The 18,199-nt window shown below is 40.6% G+C and carries 22 protein-coding genes; 2 read left to right on the top strand and 20 right to left on the bottom strand.

Going from position 1 to position 18,199, the window contains the following annotated elements; genetic code table 11:
* Positions 1-42 precede the first annotated feature (42 nt).
* The 16 genes from B9D94_RS01680 to B9D94_RS01605 form a co-directional block, all read right to left on the bottom strand.
* Positions 43-4,293, bottom strand: coding sequence for an IPT/TIG domain-containing protein (locus B9D94_RS01680; RefSeq protein ID WP_172963893.1), 4,251 nt, complete (start codon positions 4,291-4,293; stop codon positions 43-45).
* A gap of 16 nt (positions 4,294-4,309) precedes the next feature.
* The gene (locus B9D94_RS01675) at positions 4,310-4,672 is read right to left on the bottom strand and encodes a hypothetical protein (protein WP_148246365.1); all 363 of its coding nucleotides are present in this window, start codon (positions 4,670-4,672) and stop codon (positions 4,310-4,312) included.
* A gap of 1 nt (position 4,673) precedes the next feature.
* Positions 4,674-5,057 (bottom strand): flagellar export chaperone FliS, encoded by a 384-nt coding sequence (gene fliS / locus B9D94_RS01670; RefSeq protein WP_148246364.1) that lies wholly within the window; start codon positions 5,055-5,057, stop codon positions 4,674-4,676.
* 52 nt (positions 5,058-5,109) lie between these two features.
* Entirely contained in the window at positions 5,110-6,564 is a 1,455-nt protein-coding gene (fliD, locus tag B9D94_RS01665) for a flagellar filament capping protein FliD (protein ID WP_148246363.1), read from the bottom strand.
* A gap of 14 nt (positions 6,565-6,578) precedes the next feature.
* Positions 6,579-6,914 (bottom strand): flagellar protein FlaG, encoded by a 336-nt coding sequence (locus B9D94_RS01660; RefSeq protein ID WP_148246362.1) that lies wholly within the window; start codon positions 6,912-6,914, stop codon positions 6,579-6,581.
* Positions 6,915-6,995: 81 nt separating this feature from the next.
* Positions 6,996-7,838 carry a flagellin N-terminal helical domain-containing protein gene (locus tag B9D94_RS01655; protein ID WP_148246361.1) on the bottom strand — a complete coding sequence of 281 codons (843 nt, stop codon included), beginning with the start codon at positions 7,836-7,838 and terminating at the stop codon, positions 6,996-6,998.
* A 168-nt stretch (positions 7,839-8,006) separates the two neighbouring features.
* Complete coding sequence (gene csrA, locus B9D94_RS01650) at positions 8,007-8,243, bottom strand: carbon storage regulator CsrA (RefSeq protein ID WP_148246360.1); 237 nt, start codon at positions 8,241-8,243, stop codon at positions 8,007-8,009.
* Positions 8,221-8,679 (bottom strand): flagellar assembly protein FliW, encoded by a 459-nt coding sequence (locus B9D94_RS01645; protein ID WP_148246359.1) that lies wholly within the window; start codon positions 8,677-8,679, stop codon positions 8,221-8,223. The genes csrA and B9D94_RS01645 overlap by 23 nt, the downstream gene beginning before the upstream one ends.
* A gap of 71 nt (positions 8,680-8,750) precedes the next feature.
* Complete coding sequence (locus tag B9D94_RS01640; protein ID WP_076150787.1) at positions 8,751-9,326, bottom strand: DUF6470 family protein; 576 nt, start codon at positions 9,324-9,326, stop codon at positions 8,751-8,753.
* Between the two features lie 12 nt (positions 9,327-9,338).
* Positions 9,339-10,232, bottom strand: coding sequence for a flagellar hook-associated protein FlgL (flgL, locus tag B9D94_RS01635; protein ID WP_063477990.1), 894 nt, complete (start codon positions 10,230-10,232; stop codon positions 9,339-9,341).
* Between the two features lie 12 nt (positions 10,233-10,244).
* Positions 10,245-11,816, bottom strand: a complete 1,572-nt coding sequence (gene flgK / locus B9D94_RS01630; protein ID WP_148246358.1) for a flagellar hook-associated protein FlgK — start codon at positions 11,814-11,816, stop codon at positions 10,245-10,247.
* Positions 11,817-11,835: 19 nt separating this feature from the next.
* Positions 11,836-12,336, bottom strand: coding sequence for a flagellar protein FlgN (locus B9D94_RS01625; RefSeq protein WP_148246357.1), 501 nt, complete (start codon positions 12,334-12,336; stop codon positions 11,836-11,838).
* Entirely contained in the window at positions 12,333-12,629 is a 297-nt protein-coding gene (gene flgM, locus B9D94_RS01620; RefSeq protein ID WP_006213058.1) for a flagellar biosynthesis anti-sigma factor FlgM, read from the bottom strand. Before flgM ends, B9D94_RS01625 begins: the two co-directional genes overlap by 4 nt.
* A gap of 86 nt (positions 12,630-12,715) precedes the next feature.
* Positions 12,716-13,126, bottom strand: a complete 411-nt coding sequence (locus B9D94_RS01615; RefSeq protein ID WP_006213059.1) for a TIGR03826 family flagellar region protein — start codon at positions 13,124-13,126, stop codon at positions 12,716-12,718.
* Positions 13,127-13,239: 113 nt separating this feature from the next.
* Positions 13,240-13,833: a ComF family protein gene (locus B9D94_RS01610; protein WP_216642863.1), complete on the bottom strand. Its 594-nt coding sequence runs from the start codon at positions 13,831-13,833 to the stop codon at positions 13,240-13,242.
* A gap of 126 nt (positions 13,834-13,959) precedes the next feature.
* The gene (locus B9D94_RS01605; protein WP_148246356.1) at positions 13,960-14,370 is read right to left on the bottom strand and encodes a hypothetical protein; all 411 of its coding nucleotides are present in this window, start codon (positions 14,368-14,370) and stop codon (positions 13,960-13,962) included.
* A 170-nt stretch (positions 14,371-14,540) separates the two neighbouring features.
* Between B9D94_RS01605 and B9D94_RS01600 the strand changes: the two genes are divergently transcribed.
* Positions 14,541-14,990, top strand: coding sequence for a hypothetical protein (locus B9D94_RS01600; RefSeq protein WP_148246355.1), 450 nt, complete (start codon positions 14,541-14,543; stop codon positions 14,988-14,990).
* Between the two features lie 133 nt (positions 14,991-15,123).
* Here B9D94_RS01600 and B9D94_RS01595 read toward each other — a convergent pair whose 3' ends face one another.
* Genes B9D94_RS01595 through B9D94_RS01585 form a run of 3 tightly spaced genes read right to left on the bottom strand, consistent with a single transcriptional unit; the run spans position 15,124 to position 15,930 of the window.
* Positions 15,124-15,486 (bottom strand): hypothetical protein, encoded by a 363-nt coding sequence (locus B9D94_RS01595; protein WP_148246354.1) that lies wholly within the window; start codon positions 15,484-15,486, stop codon positions 15,124-15,126.
* Positions 15,483-15,707, bottom strand: coding sequence for a hypothetical protein (locus tag B9D94_RS01590; RefSeq protein WP_148246352.1), 225 nt, complete (start codon positions 15,705-15,707; stop codon positions 15,483-15,485). Before B9D94_RS01590 ends, B9D94_RS01595 begins: the two co-directional genes overlap by 4 nt.
* Positions 15,697-15,930, bottom strand: coding sequence for a hypothetical protein (locus tag B9D94_RS01585; RefSeq protein ID WP_148246350.1), 234 nt, complete (start codon positions 15,928-15,930; stop codon positions 15,697-15,699). The genes B9D94_RS01590 and B9D94_RS01585 overlap by 11 nt, the downstream gene beginning before the upstream one ends.
* Before the next feature lie 123 nt (positions 15,931-16,053).
* Here B9D94_RS01585 and B9D94_RS01580 point away from each other — a divergent pair, with 123 nt between their 5' ends.
* Positions 16,054-16,452, top strand: coding sequence for a YhjD family protein (locus B9D94_RS01580; RefSeq protein WP_148246348.1), 399 nt, complete (start codon positions 16,054-16,056; stop codon positions 16,450-16,452).
* Positions 16,453-17,170: 718 nt separating this feature from the next.
* Here B9D94_RS01580 and B9D94_RS01575 read toward each other — a convergent pair.
* On the bottom strand, positions 17,171-18,022 hold the full coding sequence (locus tag B9D94_RS01575) for a DUF3800 domain-containing protein (RefSeq protein ID WP_216642862.1): 852 nt from the start codon (positions 18,020-18,022) through the stop codon (positions 17,171-17,173).
* Positions 18,023-18,199: the final 177 nt, after the last annotated feature.

The raw sequence follows: 18,199 nt of genomic DNA, 5'->3' as shown, positions 1-18,199 counted from the left end.
ATAGAACGGGTGTCTTTAAAGACACCCGTTCTTGCATTTTGATCAGTTATACGTGAAGCCGTCTAACAATTCGAAAATCTGCCTATCGGCATTCTCTACTTTAATTGTCACTGGACCTGTCGTCGGAGAGGCAGGAACACGAATCAGTATCTGTGATGCACTATAAAAAGTAGATGGTGCCACAACATTGTTAACATAGACTTTTGTTGTATTAGCAAAATTTGTTCCATAAATATTTATAATGTATCCTCCGGCTTTAGACCCTGTGTTTGGTGAAATGGAGGTAATCGTTGGACCAGGTTTTAGTGCAGGTGCAGTGTAGTTAAACGCTCCTGCAGCAATTGCAAATTGGCCGTCTTTTATATTCACTACCTTGACATCTACAGGGCCCACAATGGAAGAAGCAGGTACTTTAGCCCTTAAGTCAGTTGGACTAAACAGAGTCGTTGCCGCCTCAACATTATTAATATATACCTTGCTCGAAATATTAAAGTTCGAGCCTGCGATGACCAAAATCGATCCACCTGTATTTATGCCGGAGTTTGGTGTTACAGATGAGATTGTAGGCGGTGGTCCAAGTACAAATTTAAAACTATCATTTAGAATCCCAAATTGATTATCAGGATTGGTTACTGTTATACTTACAAATTCAGCTTTATCCCACTCAGGAGTTTTAATTACTAGTTGAGTCTGGTTAACAAAAGTAACAGGGACATTGATATTATTCAGTTTCACTTTAGCACCATTAACAAAGTTTTTACCGTTTATCGTAACCAAAGTTCCGCCTGTTAATGGAGCCTCAGAAGGATTCACTGATTCAACAATAGGCGCTGGTGGTGGTGGCGGCAAAACGTAAGTATATCCTTTTGGCAATATTGCTTCTTGACTATCCGGATTTACAATCCTTATATCGACTTGCTCTGCTACAGCCCACTGAGGGGTTTTAACAAAAATTGTCGTTGAATTATTAAACGTGGTTGATGTAAGTGTATTGTTAAAATACACTTTTGTGCCTTGTTCAAAGTTTTCTCCTTTTAAAGTAACAACCTGCCCAGAAGTTGTTTCCCCTTCGTTCGGCGTGATAGACACTATAACTGGCTCAGGTTTTTTAGGAGGAGGATTATAGGTGTATGCATCAGTTAAAGTAACTTCCTGTTTATCCGGATTAACCACTTTTACATTAACACTCTCAGCCTGAACCCAAGCAGGAGTCCGAATAATAAGTTGTGTTGCATTATTAAAAGTAGCCGCTACTTCCTTGGCATCGAAATATATCCTAGCACCTTTAACAAAGTTTGACCCATTGATATAGACAAGCTGGCCTCCAGATAGTTCCCCGTTATCAGGTGATACGTTGGTGATCTCAGGTGCTGGTGGTGGTGGTGGCAGTTCAAACGTAAAACCATTCGTAAGCACCGCTTTTTGACCATCTGGATTAGTAACAGTTATATCAACAGAACCTTCCGTGTCCCAAGCGGGTGTTTTAAACTGAAGCTGGGTTGAAGATATGAAAGTAACGGGAACATCCTTCACACCAAGTTTTAATGAAGCACTGTTCGCAAAATTTTTACCCTGGATAACGACTACTGTTCCACCGGAAATCAAACCTTTATTCGGATTGGCAGAGTTTATTTCTGGAGCTGGTAGAGCGTCATAAGTATAAGCATTTATTAACTCACCATATTGTTGATCTGGGTTGACAACCTTAATAGACACACTTTCAGCTTTAGTCCATGAAGGCATCTTTAGATAAATCAGTGTCTTGGAGCTAAAAGTTGTAGTCGAAGTAACATCCTTTTCGTTCACATACACTCGGGCACCATTAACAAAATCCGAACCTACAATGCTAACTAACGTGCCTCCAGTTTGCGGCCCGGAATTCGGTGTAACACTTGTTACTTTTGGTGCAGGAGGTGGTGGGGGAGCAGTAAACTCGAATGCTCCTTCAATTATAGATTCCTGTCCATAAGCATCCATGACCTTCACATGAACCTTCTCCGCCTTAGTCCATTTCGGAGTTGTTAATGTGATTTTGGAGTCTGTAATTGAGCTAGACGCAACTAAAGTGTCTCCGAAATATATCTTGATACCTGCGCGAAAATTGTTGCCCATGAGTGTAACAATCGTTCCACCTGCCATTGGCCCCTCTGAAGGTGTGACCGATACCAATTCAGGAGCAGCCGGCAACACATAAGTATACCCATCATTAACTACTGTATCTTGTCCATCTGGGTTTACAACTTTTACATCAACGGCTTCACCTTTTCCCCAAACCGGTGTACGAACAAGCATTTGACTATTATTTACAAATGTAACTTGACCAAGCATTGTATTGTCAAAATACACTTTTGCTCCATTTACAAAATCTTTACCATGAATGGTTGTCAATACTCCGCCGAACACAGATCCTTGATTTGGGTCGATACTTATTATTACTGGCTTAGGTAATATATAAGTATAGCCATTAGCAAGCTCAGCTTCCTGCCCGTCAGGGTTCACGACTCTTACTTTAACCGACCCAGCAGTCAACCATGCTGGTGTTGTAATTTGCAAGGAAGTTGCTGATTCGTATATTGTTTCTACTTCTGTAGTATCAAAATAGATTTTAGCTCCCGGTAAGAATTTTTCCCCTGTCACTTTAACCGTATGCCCACCCGTCGTTAAGCCTTTATTCGGGGAAACAGCTGTGAGGCTTGGACTGGCTACATATGTATAAGCATCAGGAGAAACCGCTTCAGTTCCATCTGTATTCTCTACACGTACATCCACTGCCTGCTCAACGACGGAGGAGGGTGTCCTTATTACGATTTGAGTAGGGGTTACATTTACCACCGTTGCTAGCTGGTCTCCAAACCACACTTTTGCTCCTGGCATAAAATACTGCCCTTGAATAATAACTTCACTGTTTCCTTGCAACGGTCCTACGTTAGGCAACACGGATTCAATAACAGGATCGGCAAAATAACGATATTGACCTGTTGCGTATTGTCCATCACTATTCGTGACCTTAAGCTCAACTTGTCCTTGCTTACCGGAAGGTGCTATAACTAATAATTTGGTGGAGTCAACATAAGTCACAGAGGTTGCAGGAACTCCATCAAATGAAACCTCTGAATTCGGAAGAAAGTATTTACCGTTGACCGTAACAGTTTCTCCTCCGTTAATACTCCCATGATCCTCTATAACTGAAATTATTTCCGGTGCGTGATACGAAACTTTTATCGACGGGTTTACAATGTCTGATTCATGTGCAACACCTTTATAATCATTGTATTTCACATGAATGTCATCTTGTCCAACAGAAAGATTGCCTATATTAGACCCACTTTTATGTTTAATCTCATATTTAAAAGAAAGCAGGTCATTCTTAAGCTCATTAAATTTCCAAGTCAATGTGTTTCCGGAGACCTCTGGTTGTGGAATGTTATCCTTGTAAGAGTCCGGGATAATTTCAAATTCAGGTGCCACAGTATCCGTAACGACTACATTATAGGCACTGGAAAGTCCAATTTCTTCCACGATAGCTGCATAGATTTCAGCTAACCCAACAGATCCCAGTACGAAATGATGATGCTGGGATGTAGTTGCCATAGCTCTCATCAATTGATTGGGCTTACTTGTTTCAGGGTCTTCATCCAGTTGTAAAAGAGCTATAGTATAAAATACAACCCCTTCACTCTTTGCAGCTCCCGCTTGCTCCAATGCAACTTGACGAGCATAATCATTAGGAGAAGGCTCTGTTGCTTCGCCATCTGTCATAAGAACAATAACAGGTTGTGCATCTGGCCGATGTTGACTCAGTAATTGTTGCGCTTTTTCAATCGATGCTTTAGTACCTGTCCCACCGTTTGCGCGAATATTATTAACATAATTCTTCAATTCTTCAGGATTCGAAGATAGGTTAGTAAAGCTAACATTGCTAGCAAAATCGACTATACCAACTCTATGTTTTGAAAAATCAACCAAATCAATAAAGCCTTTTGCTGCATCTTTCGCATTTTTCATTTTATCCTCGCCCTTGTTAGGCGCGTATGTTGGAGCCATACTTCCTGAGCGATCAATAATTAATATAATGTCATTAGGCTTAACTTCGTTTACATCAGGTGATCCTTGAATGTTTAAAGTGATTTCTGCCGTCTCCCCCTCATATATTTCTGCAGGGTTAACAGACTTGCTTACTTTAACGCTTGCTTCGGATCCTACAGTTGTGTTTGCTGTAGCTGCAAACGGGAATTGTACCACCACAACAATTAAAACAAGAAATAGGGAAACAAACCTTTGTAGTTGTTTCATTGCAAACCTCCTTAAATTATTTGCTTTTGAAATCCATAAAAAAAGCGCCTCCATCTAGATTATGAAAAGATGAATTCCCATAATTATTAGAAGCCTGCTTTTTTTTGTTCAACAAAATAATTTCCTGACCCAACATTTCCTTTTCATTTAAAATGACTTTAGATATTTCCGTATGCATTTCAAGAATCTCTATCACTTTAGATTGTTTATATGAAGCAAGTGGCATATCTTCAATCCCTCTGTACAACAAATCCAATTCTTTAACATACTCTTCATAGGTTTGGAATGAAGGATTCAGCAAAATTTTTTGATAGATTTCATAAATACGATCTAATGAGGCAAGGGATTTTTCTGCTCTCTCATGAATTTGCTCAGACATATTACGAATTTCCACCTTTTTTTAAGGAAAGAACTGCTTGTTTCCATGTTTCAGCCATTCCTTGGGCGAATTCTAAAGTCTCATCCAGCATTTTTTCGTTACGTTCAATCATGAATTCAGCTATATGCCTGCTATAAAATTCATAAAGTTGATAAAGATTCTTGGAAATATCATAGTTCATATTGAGCGTCACAATTAATTCATTTAGAATAGCGCGCACCTTGTGTAGCGCAGCATTCATACCTTCTATTTGGTTCTGTGAATAGAACTGTTTGGCAATCTGCAAAAGTTTGACCATCTCTCTATATAATATAAGCGTCAATTCTCCAGGACTTGCCGTCTCAACCTGAACCTTTAAATACTGCTGTTGTGCTGCGTTTTGCATTATAACCCTCTCCATAAGTCATTTTATTTCATGTAATGTTGAGTCACAAAAATTACCCACCAAGTAAAGAAGATAATGAAGCTTGTTGGGCATTCATTTTTTGAAGTGCAGTTTCCATTGCTGTGAATTGTTTATAGTAGCGATTTTCAATATCCAGCAGTTTGGATTTCCATCTAACTTCCTGGGCATTTAATTCTTTTAACTGTTTACCCATTACACTATCATCTATTGTATCTGCAGCACCTACACCGATCTTCTTCTTAATAGTTTCCATTTGCTCATTGAGTGTATTATACAACCTGTCAGCAATACCCTCATTGCTTTTACCCGGTACTTTTGCTGCCGATGATGTCATTACGAACAATTGCTTTACTTGCTCGAAATTAGATGTTATCGCATCCTCTAATTTTGCTTCATCGATCTCCAGTTTCCCATTTTCCCGCCAGTCTGATTTCACTGTAATACCAATCTGAGATAACATGGATATTTGATCTTTAGAAACATTTAAAGGTGTGTTCAACGACTGACGCATCGTAGTAAGTGTATCTTTTAGAATCGAATCATTATAAAGGATACCTTCTCTGGCCTTCTTCTCCCATTTTTCAATCTGGGACTCAGACATTGCTTCCTTTTCTTCATCAGTCAATGGAGTATAATCGCGACTAATTTTTGTAGTGGTTGCAATATTAAAGAGATCGACAAGAGCATTATACTCTGCAACAAATTTCTTTATATCTTCAACAACACCACTCTTATCAACATTTGTACCAATAGATGCCGTCCCTACTCCGGTTAATAAAACTTGGGCCCCATTAATCATGACGTTGTTAGAACTGGCAGTGATTTCAGTACCGTTAACCAAATATTTCGCATCTTTCCCTGTTGCATCTGTTGTGCTGAAGAAAGAGGCTGATAAACTACCAGAAACTTGGACCTTTGCATTTTGTCCGGTAGTTGTAGATGTTAAAAACAAATGCCCACTACTCGCATCAAAACTTGCCCTGACTCCCGTCGTAGCGGCATTCATATTAATATCTTTAACAACGTTATCAATCGTTGAGTCAGCTGTCACTTGAATAGATACATTATTACCTCCAGCTAATGCTGGTAAATCAATAGTACCAGCTAATCCCATGGATTCTCCTGGCTTGTAAGATAGCTTATTGCTGATGACCGTTGCTGACTCAGCTAACTGCTTCACCTCAACATTGCTGGTTCCAATATTGGCTCCCCCTGCGCTAATACTCAGTACAGAAGGGTTGGTGGATGTAGCAGTTATTTTTTCAAAGTTCTTTTCAAAACGAAGATTATTCATGGTATTTCGAAAAGATAGCATTACTTTATTCATGTTTTGATAATCTTCTCGTTTCCAAAGAGCCTGCTGCTTCTTTTTTTGAATATTGACAAGAGGTAATCTTTCAGTTTGCATCAATTTCTGAATAAGTCCTTCTGTATCCAGCGCTCCACTAAACCCAGTTAACCTTGTAGGACCTGAAATACCTGCCATTAAAGCTTCCCCCTTTACACTTTTTCATCAAGAAACACCCCTACTTTATTGCTAAGATTGAACATGATATCCAGCATTTTTTCGCTAGGGATTTCACGAATTATTTCGTTTGTTTTATCTCGCATTACAAGAACCATTATTGTATTAGTCTTCTCATGGATTTTCACCTGAATGTGCGTCCCTAGATCTACAAGCTTCTTATTTACTTGTTCTACAAGTTCGGACACGGTTTTTTCTTGTTTGTTTATTGGCTTAACTGTTGCAATGTCCATTGAAGCTTCATCAGCAAGATTTACGAACCATGGAATCAGGGGCGGTGGAGTGTAACTAGGCCCAGAATTAACAATCACTCTGATAACCTCCCGTATCCTAATTTAAATCTTTACTATATGAAAAAAGCCGGCCGGTTTCCCGGCCGGCTACTCAGCTTATTAACGAAGCAATTGCAGAATGCCTTGCGGCTGTTGATTTGCTTGAGCCAACATTGCCGTAGCAGCTTGTTGAAGGATATTGTTTTTGGTGAATTCAGACATTTCTTTCGCCATGTCTGTATCACGAATACGGGATTCAGCTGCTTGTAAGTTTTCTGATGTTGTTCCCAAGTTGTTGATAGTATGCTCCAAACGATTTTGTACAGCACCGAGATTAGAGCGTACATCAGATACCATGTTAATTGCATTCTGTATAACGGACAAGTTAGAAGAAGCAGTAACGTTCATGGATGCTGCAGAAGCCAACGAAGGCAATCCAGTTGCACCACCGAAATCAACGCTCAACGAAGTTGCCAACGCAACACTCAGATCTAATGTAATTGTCTCGCCAGCATTTGCTCCAACTTGGAAAACAATGGAGGATTCAGAGCCATCAAGAAGCTTCTTAGTATTAAATTGAGTTTGAGTTGCGATATCATTAATTTGTGCAGACAGTTGACTTACTTCAGCATCAATTTTAGCAGCATCGGTAGTAGTCAATACTTCGTTCGCACCTTGTACATACAGTTCAGCCATACGTTGCAGCATTGCATGTGTTTCGTTAAGTGCCCCCTCAGCAGTTTGGATCAAAGAAATACCATCTAAGGAGTTCTTCGATGCTTGCTCCAAGCCACGGATTTGGTTACGCATTTTCTCGGAAATAGCCAAACCTGCAGCATCGTCAGCTGCACGGTTGATACGGTAGCCAGAAGACAACTTTTCCAAAGATTTGGAAGAAGAGTTGTTGTTGAAGCTCAACTGACGCTGTGTGTTGTAAGAACTAATATTGTGGTTAATACGCATGATAAAATTCCTCCCTGGAATGTGTTGGTGATAAGCATCCTTGCTTCACCCATATAAGATCGGGACATAGCATTCGGCCGCCACTACTATGCCTTTCGACCCATAATATATATATCGGTGTCTCTTTCTGATTGTTTATAGCTAATCTCTAATTTTCTATATAATATATTAATTATTTTTACCAGAGGCAGCTTGTCTCAATATTGTTTGTATGTCTTCATCAAACTCCCTTGCCTCTTTGTTTTGTTGCTGAATCGCCTCAAAGATTTCTTCACGATATATGGTTATATTTGAGGGAGCCTCTACGCCAATTCTGACCTGATCGCCATTAATTTCAAGAACTGAAAGAACTACATTATCCCCGATCATAATTTTTTGCCCCTTATTTCTCGATAATATCAACACGCCCATTCTCTCCTTTCGGTTCAACAAGAAATGGGTGCCGTGTAGAGTAATCTCCACGTTCAAGAATAATTTGTGCTGCTCTATTATTCTGATGATTTATTAATATAGGGGCTCTCAAATTATAGGTGATATCTTCGCTAGACCTAACAGTTACTAACACCTTTACATCAATATCATTCTCACTTGTAATATCTAGAGACTCTACCCAATGAGACTCCAAGCTAAATTCATAATCTCCAAAATAATTAAAAGGATCAATTACAATAAAAGTTAAATCCTCATCTTCAGACGATTGTAGAAACTCAAAAGGATTATCATTCTGTTTGATTAATATATATCTTTTTAAGTCTGGAAACCCCAATATAGGACTGACAAAAGTAATAATCTCATTATCCTCTATTTGAAGTTTCCCAAATCTTTTCGTATTAATGATCATTTTTTACTCCCCCCTCCTATAACAACAATAGCTATAATGATAATCACATTATAGCTATTGTATATCTACAACTAGACAACTGCATCAAGCTGTTTCCCCGTTGCCGACATAAATATAAAATTTTGATTGATCAAATATGGATTTATCTTACCTGGATAGTAATCAATTATCGGTTTATGTGTCTCCGGATTAAAGCTAACCCCACCTGGAATATAGTTAGTTTTCACTTGACCAGGAGTATATGTAATATCCACATTATCATACCCTGGATCACCCGTTATTTCGACCCCTGGACGGTCTTTGAACACATTGTTTCTCGCAATTTCCGCAAAAACATTACCGCCCTCGTGAGTAGCCATCATACGGTCCCCATTTTGGGCTATCTCTCCAATATTCTGCATTGAAATCTGGAGAGAAGACTGCGCTATTCTATCCGTAGCCTCTTCAAAACGAGCTTTGCCTAATGCTGACCATGCCTTGCGTGAATCAATCTCCAATGTTCCCTTTGCTTGTTCCACCTCAATGGAGGCTTGTTTCTGAGTCATATTTAAGGTCGGCCTAGGCTGCTCTATGCTTTGTTGCCCTTTCGTTGTTTGAAGACCAATCTGTGAGTACCCTTGCTGAATTTGTATTCGGGGGATATTCATTCGTATCCTCCTTTATCTTAGGAAATCCAACAGACTCGGACGAATAATTCTAGCCATAGTATCTAAGGAAGCCTGATAAACACTCTCAGAAGTCTTGAGATCAATAATGACTTTCGAAATATCCGCATCTTCTACTTTAGATTGTAAATCCATGTAGTTTAAATTTAAATCGCCCAGTCTACTAAGGGTGAATTCCAGACGATTTTGTTTACCACCCATCTCCGCTTGGGCGGTAATTGTGGTTTCCAGGTTCTTCTGCAGTGAAGGGATGGCACTTTGGATACCTGCTGTATCATCTGCTAACAGCGCCTTCTTAAGATTGTCTACCACAGAAAATATCCCTGAAGTATCTCCAAACGATCCAAATACTTGCTCTCCCAGGGTATTCACGGATACCGTAATTCCAGCACCAACTTGATATCTTACTTCACCATCATCCAATGCATATGATGTTTGCGTTGGATCATCAGGGAATGGTTTCTCATCGGTTCTCTCACCATTAAAAATATACTTCCCCTTGAATTGTGAATTTCCAAGAGAAACGAGCTGCTGGAACAGCTGATCTACTTCAGCTGCGATATTTTCTCTAGCGTCCTTAGGTACGGTGTCAGTTCCGCCCTGTACTGCCAGCTCGGACAGCTTTTGGACAATCTGCGTGACTTCTGTCATGACCGTATCTCCATACTTAAGCCATGCATCCGCATCATCCGCATTTTGCTCAAACTGCGTTGTTGCCGTGATCTGGCCGCGGTACTGGAGAGCACTGGCTACACCCACCGGATCGTCGGAAGGACGGTTGATACGGCGCTGGGTCATCATTTGTTCCTGGTATTTATCCAGTCTGCGATAGTTGCCTTGGAGACCACTCATCATGGAGCTGGTCATCATAGATTGGGTTATGCGCACAATTTACTCCTCCTATCTGCCGACGATGCCGGTACCGTTAATTAATTTGTCCAGCATCTCGTCGATGGTAGTAACTACACGTGAAGATGCGCTGTATGCATGCTGGAAGCGGATGAGATCGGACATTTCCTCATCTAGTGACACACTGCTAATGGATAGACGGAGTGTATCTGCATGTTCCACCAGCAGTGTACCGTTCTCCACCATCTTAATGGCGTTGCTGCTATCCGTACCTAATTTGGAGATAACAGACTGGAGATATCCTTCAAAATTCGTAATATCCGTTACTGCACCGTTGCTGTTGTTTGGATTAAAACTAAATGTACGTTCAGACAAGCCGGCAATCAGAAGCGCCATGCCGCCGTTACCTTTCAGGACCACCTCGGATGTTGTTCCATCCGGATTTGTTTTCATTTCGGTCCGTAAAGACGCGCCGATGTTTTTCAAATCGGATTGGATATTCTGACTGAGCCTCATATTCCCTGCTGTAATTGGACCTCCATTGGCAGATACAAAGAAGTCACTTCCTGTAGTAGCAGGTTCGTTCAAGGTGTAACCGAGTTTATGTAATCCGTTAAGTCCGTCTACAGTATGCTTGGTATCCACCGCAAGTTTACGAGGATTATTCGCATCCATTACCGCATTCGGAATGTTCACGCCTGGAGGGAGAATCGTTCCAGCCGGCAGGGTAACTTCTACTTTTCCGGTAGCCAATGTGTTGGCCATAATATTCAACTGGGTGATATACCCTTGAACGTGCACATCTCGGGAGGTTACATATCCAGCAATTTCTCCACCGGTTAATGTCCCCGCTATGGCATTCGTAATCGGCGTGGAGGTCATATCGTCCACCACAACCTGATTACCAAACGTCACTTGATAGACATCCCCGGTCTCGGTTACATTCACGTTCCCAAGCAAGGAGAGCTGATCAATCAGCAGGTCCCGCTTGTCGCGCATATCGTTCGCGTTATCGCCAAGACCCTCAATCCGTTTAATACTCTGGGTTAATTCTGAAACTTGGTCGATATAATTGTTGGCTTCAGCAACCTTAGTGTCAATACGAGAAGTCAGATTATTGCTGAGCGTGTCCAGCTGGGAATATATATGGTTAAACGTCTCGGTCAATGCGATAGCTTTCTGCTGAACTGCCATACGGGCCGACAAATCGGTATCACTCGGGTTTTTGCTCAATGTCTGCCAGGCGGTCCAGAACTCCGCAATGCTTGCGCTCAAGCTGCTGTCGGAAGGCTCATTAAAAATCCCCTCAATATTCGAAAGCGTCTCTTGCTGTACGCTCCACGTCGACAGATTGGTATTCTGGTTGCGGTACTCGATATCCAGCAGGAAATCCCGCACCCGTCTGATACTATCTGCCTCGACACCCATCCCGAGCTGACCGGCCGCTTGGGAACGCTGCATTCCTGGAAAAGCGATAGGATTGGCCGCAACCAAGCGTGTGGTCTGACGAGAGTAACCCGGCGTATTAGCATTCGTAACGTTATGACCAGCTGTGTTAATCGCAGCTTGCTGGGCAATCAAGCCCCTCTTTCCGATTTCGAGCAAATGAAATGTAGATCTCATCGTACATTTTCCTTTCTGCTTATGCCCTGGTATCAAACATGCTTCGGCCTTTGCCGGCCAGATTTTGATGCTTCGGATGTTGATATAGCAAATCATCCTCAGGACGGCTGACTAACAAGTTCAAACTGTAGTCAATGAACGCCAGGGATTGTTCGATCAACTCGCGGTTGATGGCATTCAGTTCCTTGAGTTCCATGAGCCTGTCCATTAATTGCTCCTGCACATCCTGCAGCTCTGTTTTTTCATCCGGATTAAATACAAGACGAGTCATTTCGGTAACCGTCAGCTGAAGCTGGGAGCGGATGCCCTTCTCACGTAAAAAATCATCTGCGGCGCCTTGACGCAGTGCTTCCGTTTCCGCCACCTGCTTCAGCAGGCGGTTCTCCTTGGTCATGACCGCTGTAAGAAGTTCCACATCATTATCCAAAATGGCTTGCCTTTTATCTTTCCCTGCCTCTATGAGCTGCTCATGCAGCTCATCCTGACGCTTCATATATTCGATAATGGTTCTAGCACTCACTTGGACTCACCTGATTTATTGTAGGATTGAAAATACGGGAGCAATTTGTCCGCCAAACGGTCGACGGGCACCTCATAAGTACCATTAGCTACGGATTCCTTCAAACGCTGAATTTTCTCCGCGCGCTCCGGATCCTGTACTTTACTCTGTGCACTCAGTTCCATCGCCTCCGGTGAGATAGATACTTCATCCTTGCGGCGCTTCTTCTTATCGATATGCTGCATCTCCCGAGATTCAATATTCCGTTGATACGAATTGATGCCGTTCACACGTCCCGATTCGTTAATCTTCACGTCAAATCACCTCACTTAAAATAAAAGACCGATAAGCTTTACTAAGTTTATCGGTCGGATATGAAACATTGTTAATAGTTCAAAAGTTAGTATTTGCGCAGTTTATCTACTGCGCGGTAAGTCTCTCTATCTTTTCCGGACCCAGGCTGATGTTCCTGGTCTCCTGCAGCCGCCTGCCTAAGTTCTCTCGTTAATCGCGTCCGGCAGGACTCGCACATGTTGCTCTCGCGAATCAACGTCCCGCATACTTCGCAAGGGTAAGCCATGTTGGGCGCGTTCGCAATCGAGATCCGGCCTTCCTTGATAAACTTCGTAATCTGCCTCATGGATACTTCCGTAGCCTCAGAGACCTCGTGAATGGTAGCACCTCTTTGCTCACGAAGGAAGGTTGCGCATTTCTCGTATTCTTTTTCAATAACCTTCATGCAATCCTGACACATTTCCCGAATATTAACGGTATATAACTTGCCGCACCGAGGGCAATTCCCCAGATTCATGCTCAACAACCTCCATGCCACATAGAACCTTTGATACCCCTAGATTACCTTATCTTAGGCCTTACGTCTATCGTTCAAAAAGAGAATCCACACATTTTTCTGATTTCCGGTATTTACGAGCGGGCCCAGGTTAAACTGTAGATCTCTATCGGCATCTCCAGGTTTGCTTCATAACTCCGTAAAACCTCTGCGCAAGCATTAATCGTACTTCCTGTTGTGTAGATATCGTCTACCAAAAGTATACGAAAGGGACCTTTCATACGGGAATGCGAGGTTCCAGCTGGAGAAGGGATGCGATTGGAGGCCTGCCTGTTTATGACCCCTAGCACATCGGGTACGTGCTGCACTGCACCGAACACCCCTTCCATATCCTTGAGCCGATCCATCCGGCTCTTGAAACTCTGCTTATCCGTGTGGCGCTTCCGCTCCAGCAGCCGGAAATAAGGAAGCTTTATTCGAAACGCAAGCCCATGGGCAAGTACTTCGGCTTGGTTGAATCCCCTCTCTCGAAGCCTTTCATCACTTACCGGAACCGAGGTGACGGCATGCACATTCCATGGTTCGGCTCGAGGGTTCTTTAACCCCCTTTTATGTAAATGAATATTCGTTTCCCTATGAAGCAAGGCATATGCGCGCAGCAGCATTTCTGCTAGAAGCGGAGCGTAACGCTCGTTCCCACGATATTTATATTGTGTAAGGTGCTGCACTCTTATAATAGTAGCTTCTCATCCAACTGAAACAATTTCATCGATCTTAATCCAACGAGAATCTGCGTACAAATAATTACACTAAAATATACAAAAAGCATCTGCGATCAGCAGATGCTTTTTGTTTTATTTAAGTGAGGACCAACCTTTGCCTTCAACGAGAACCTTGTTGGTTTCAGAATCAATAATTATGTGCTTATTATTCTTATACTTCGAGTCTTTCTTTGTACTAATAAAGACATATACATACTGGTCTCTTTCTTGGAATTTCCGCTCCACAAATACCTTGAAGTTTCTTTCATATAAACGTCTGTCAGTTTCATTAAGTTTACTAGCAACGCCAACAAGATCTTTTATTTGAACGTATTCTTTCACATTAATATCAGCATTATCAAAATCACTGAAAATTTTCTTATTCAGCTTATTATAATATTCAACTGCTGAAGGTCTATTTAGACGTTCCTTCGCAAAACTAGTCGTACTAATTAAAAGCAGAACTACAAATATCAGTAGCATTGTTTTTAAAGTTATTCTCATTGAAGATTCCCTCTATTCTAATATCCTGTACCATTATCTTTACCTGTTGTGCAGATCCTAATACTCAGACAAAAATTACTCGACAAATTAATGGATAATTTTAAACCCTCCACATAAAAAAAAGCTTTAATTGTAATCCTATAAATAAAACCAACTTATATGGAGGCAATATGAAAAAATTAATGATATGTATGCTGATGTTATTCACCATGTGCCCGATAGGTTATGCTGAACCAAATCAAACAAATAATAATGAGGGTACTTACGGCTTTACCCCTTTAAAGCTAACGAAGCCCTTACTTCCAACAGCACCAAGAGATTGGAAACTTGTTATAAAAACATTTGAAAACTGTTTTCTTCTAATTTACTTGGACCAGAACGACGGATTCATCACATCAATTAGCGAGTATAGTAGAAGACCGATCACTCCACTGAATGAAACAAAACATACTCTTTTCAATAACACCACATATTATTATGATCCATGGCAAAGCAATCAGCGCGGTTGGATGCTAAGATGGGTTAAAGGTGATGTTTATTTCGAAATGAACAGTTTCACTCTAAACGTAGATGAAATGATTACAATTGCGGAAACCATAACTGAACAAATTAAGGAATAAAATTAGAACTGCACCCACTTATATCGGGTGCAGTTCTTTCTTCATAACTCTACAGGCGATCTAATCAAGATGTGCTTACGGAAATAATATCATCGATTTTTATCCAATGGACATGCCGCTTCGAAAACAGGCTTCAGTGAAAAGTTCTCTTACCCCAATTACCTTCCCAGTACATCACCAAAAACACGAATCGTTCATCTCGGTACCAAGGTTTAGAAAAAACCTTATCAGGTTCCCCATAAATATCCGTGAGTACAGGATACAAACTTGCATTCGGCAACGGTCCTATATCAACAACAGAAACAGCAAATTTATGATCATCTGCAGAAACACAGTAACTTACATTTTCTAACGGATCCACATAATTAAACTGGATGTTAGGCTGCTCTTTCGCTTTACGGATTAATTCGAAGATCTCATTCTTAGTATGTTCTGATATTTCATCACAAAAAACTGGAGCCAGCTCACCTTCAACATGATTCTTCATACGCTTCATAACCTCACTTCTTCTTCGATTGCGGATTTAACTCGACCGGCTTTTATGAAATCATCTAATGATCTATAAGTTTCGGTACAGACACCTTCATCCCAGACCTCAATCTTCTTAACCGGCTGTTTTGATAGCAGATACTTATTAAAAGCATCATTAAATACAGTTGTGACCAAAACATTCTCATGGCCAGCCACAACAACGAAGATTTCAAATCTAAGATACACGATCCCACTCCTCACTCATCGAAACAGCAATGTTATTCCAGCCAATGATCATAACACCTTTACGAACATTACTTTCTTCTATATAAAATGATCTAAGACTTTTTCCATATCGAATTGTAAACTTACATGGGAATGCGAACTCGTCCAGGTGGCTTTCAATATGATTCCTAATAAAATCTCTGTTTACGGGACCACTTGTTACCAAAATATATTCATTCTTCATGTATCTTCCCTCCTCGATTGTACCAACATAGTACTACGAACACTAGTTCTTATCAAGTCTTGTTTTCGTTATTATTAAAAGCTATCATGGAACAGATGATCCCAATGTATAGGAGGGATATACATGCCCTACATAGAGGCTATTACGGCTGAAGATCGTCAGTATGTCAAAAGATATATTTTGTTGCAGTTGGTTATGGCTGCATACGAACGCGATTGCCGTCAAATAGAAGCGAATCTTAAAACACCGGCACCATATGTAGATACGATAAAATTAGCCATAAACAGAGTGTGGGACCATCAAAAGGATATTAAAAAACACTTTCGGTCCAAAGGGCTTAAAGTATACGAGCAAACGAATACCCAAAACGGGATACATGCAAAATTTATGTGTAGGGGATATCGATCCGAGATGGAGCTGCGTTGGGAGTTTATCACGGCTGAGGCGTCTGTATTGATGCGTAAGTACCTAGGTCTTGATGTCAGTAAATATGAAAATAATGCAGGGCCTAACGAACCGTGATAGATTACATATTGAGGGGATTGAAACATCATGGGTATGTGTAAATTTGAAATGACTGTAAATGGATTTCTTTTGAGGACATATTTTAGTGAGACCGAAGAATCCGGGTTGAAGTGGTGCAAAAGGTACGCTTCACAATTTCAGAAGAAAGTAATAAACTCGGAAGTCAAAGTTCTCATTTATAAGAAAGAGAAGCAAAAGGAAAGATGGCAGTACCACGGAAAGCCGTATTTATATGATCGTACACTTGTTAAGAAACCAAGAAAGGAAACTGATAATGCAGCAGATTAGATTCACGACAAACAATGCCTATGGAGAGTTCAGCTTCTATGCAACAGAGGAGCAGGTTCAGGAATTTTTGATTCAAACACGAACAAGGCTAAGTGTGGCTAACTTCGAGTTTTACTGTACAAGTAGTCAAGCGAGATCTTTATTCGATTGGATTAAATCGAAAAATAGCGAAAACAAAAACCCTACCAGCAGTTAGTTAGTAGGGCCTTTTCAATATGTCCTTGGTGACGGCAAAAACAAAAAGACCCAAACGGCTTTGTTGCTGGAAGGGTCTTTTTTTGAAACATCCACTGTATACAATGCTTATTATTCGTCCATAATAAAGCCTAGTTTCATACAAAATCGTTGCAAATACCTTAAAAAGGGTATATATTTAGTGTAGCGAAAGCCCTGTCTTCTCCGAACGCTTAAGTTCCACTTAGGCCAATTATGTAGGAGAGACGGGGCTCTTTCTTTTTACATACTCAGGTGAAATTCTGTGTTCACTTGGAATGAATAGCCAGTGCCTGTAAGGATGATTCCATCTATCTTGGATATCTGTGTAGCCGGTTGATACTCCGATATTAAAGTTAGGATATATCTCCCGGATCCTATTATTTATGTGTTTGTAGACTTTTTCTTTTGCTACTGTCCTCTTTCCTCTTCTTTTCTCGCCCTCAGGAATAATCTTATGCAGGTTGTTCAACCTAAAATACATCGATCCGAGCACGACATCCATAAACTGAAGTAACACATGATTATGTGATTTCACTTCAGTAATGTCCTCTTTTTTGATTTTTATTTTTGCTTCCACAAACTCTTTAGTCGACTGGATTTTTTCAATATAATCCTTAAACTCTGATGCGTCTTTAGGCGATACAGGTAACTCGTCAAAATAAATACGCAGCGAAAGATCATCTCTTCCTGTAGGATTCGAATACCTTAATCCAAAAGCATGCTTAAAAAATTGATAATAAAGCATTTGATATTCTTTGGCCCTCTGTTCCACTGACAAATTTATGGGTTCATGTAAGTTTTGAGTAAACATTATTCGAATTTTTACTATATCATCCTTTATAAGATCAAAAAGGGTATCCATCATTGCAATATATTTATCTACATATGGCAGTGTAACCTTCTGCCATTTAATCTCTCCATTTATATTAAGCTCAAGTTTTTTCTTTTCGAGTATTTCAGTAACGCGTTGATAATCTTGTGAACGTACAAGTGCACCGCCGTAAAAATTACCAAATGATGGCCCTTCATCATTTGATTCATCCATATATATAATATACTGCAACTCAGCTTCCTCCTAATCTCTCAACATCATCAGACGTATTATATTATACCTTAAAGCTGGTAGTTTATAACAAACAAAAAAAGAACCCCACCAGCCTAAGCCAGCAGGGTTTCTACATAAAGGGAGTGAATTGAGGATACATCACTCAGTATGAGTATAGCCACTCAACGATGTTTT

The sequence above is a fragment of the Paenibacillus sp. Cedars genome, assembly GCF_003184205.1.
Lineage (GTDB): Bacteria > Bacillota > Bacilli > Paenibacillales > Paenibacillaceae > Paenibacillus_AQ > Paenibacillus_AQ glucanolyticus.
Note: the sequence above shows the minus strand (reverse complement) of the source record. Positions and strands in the feature narration are given on the sequence as shown.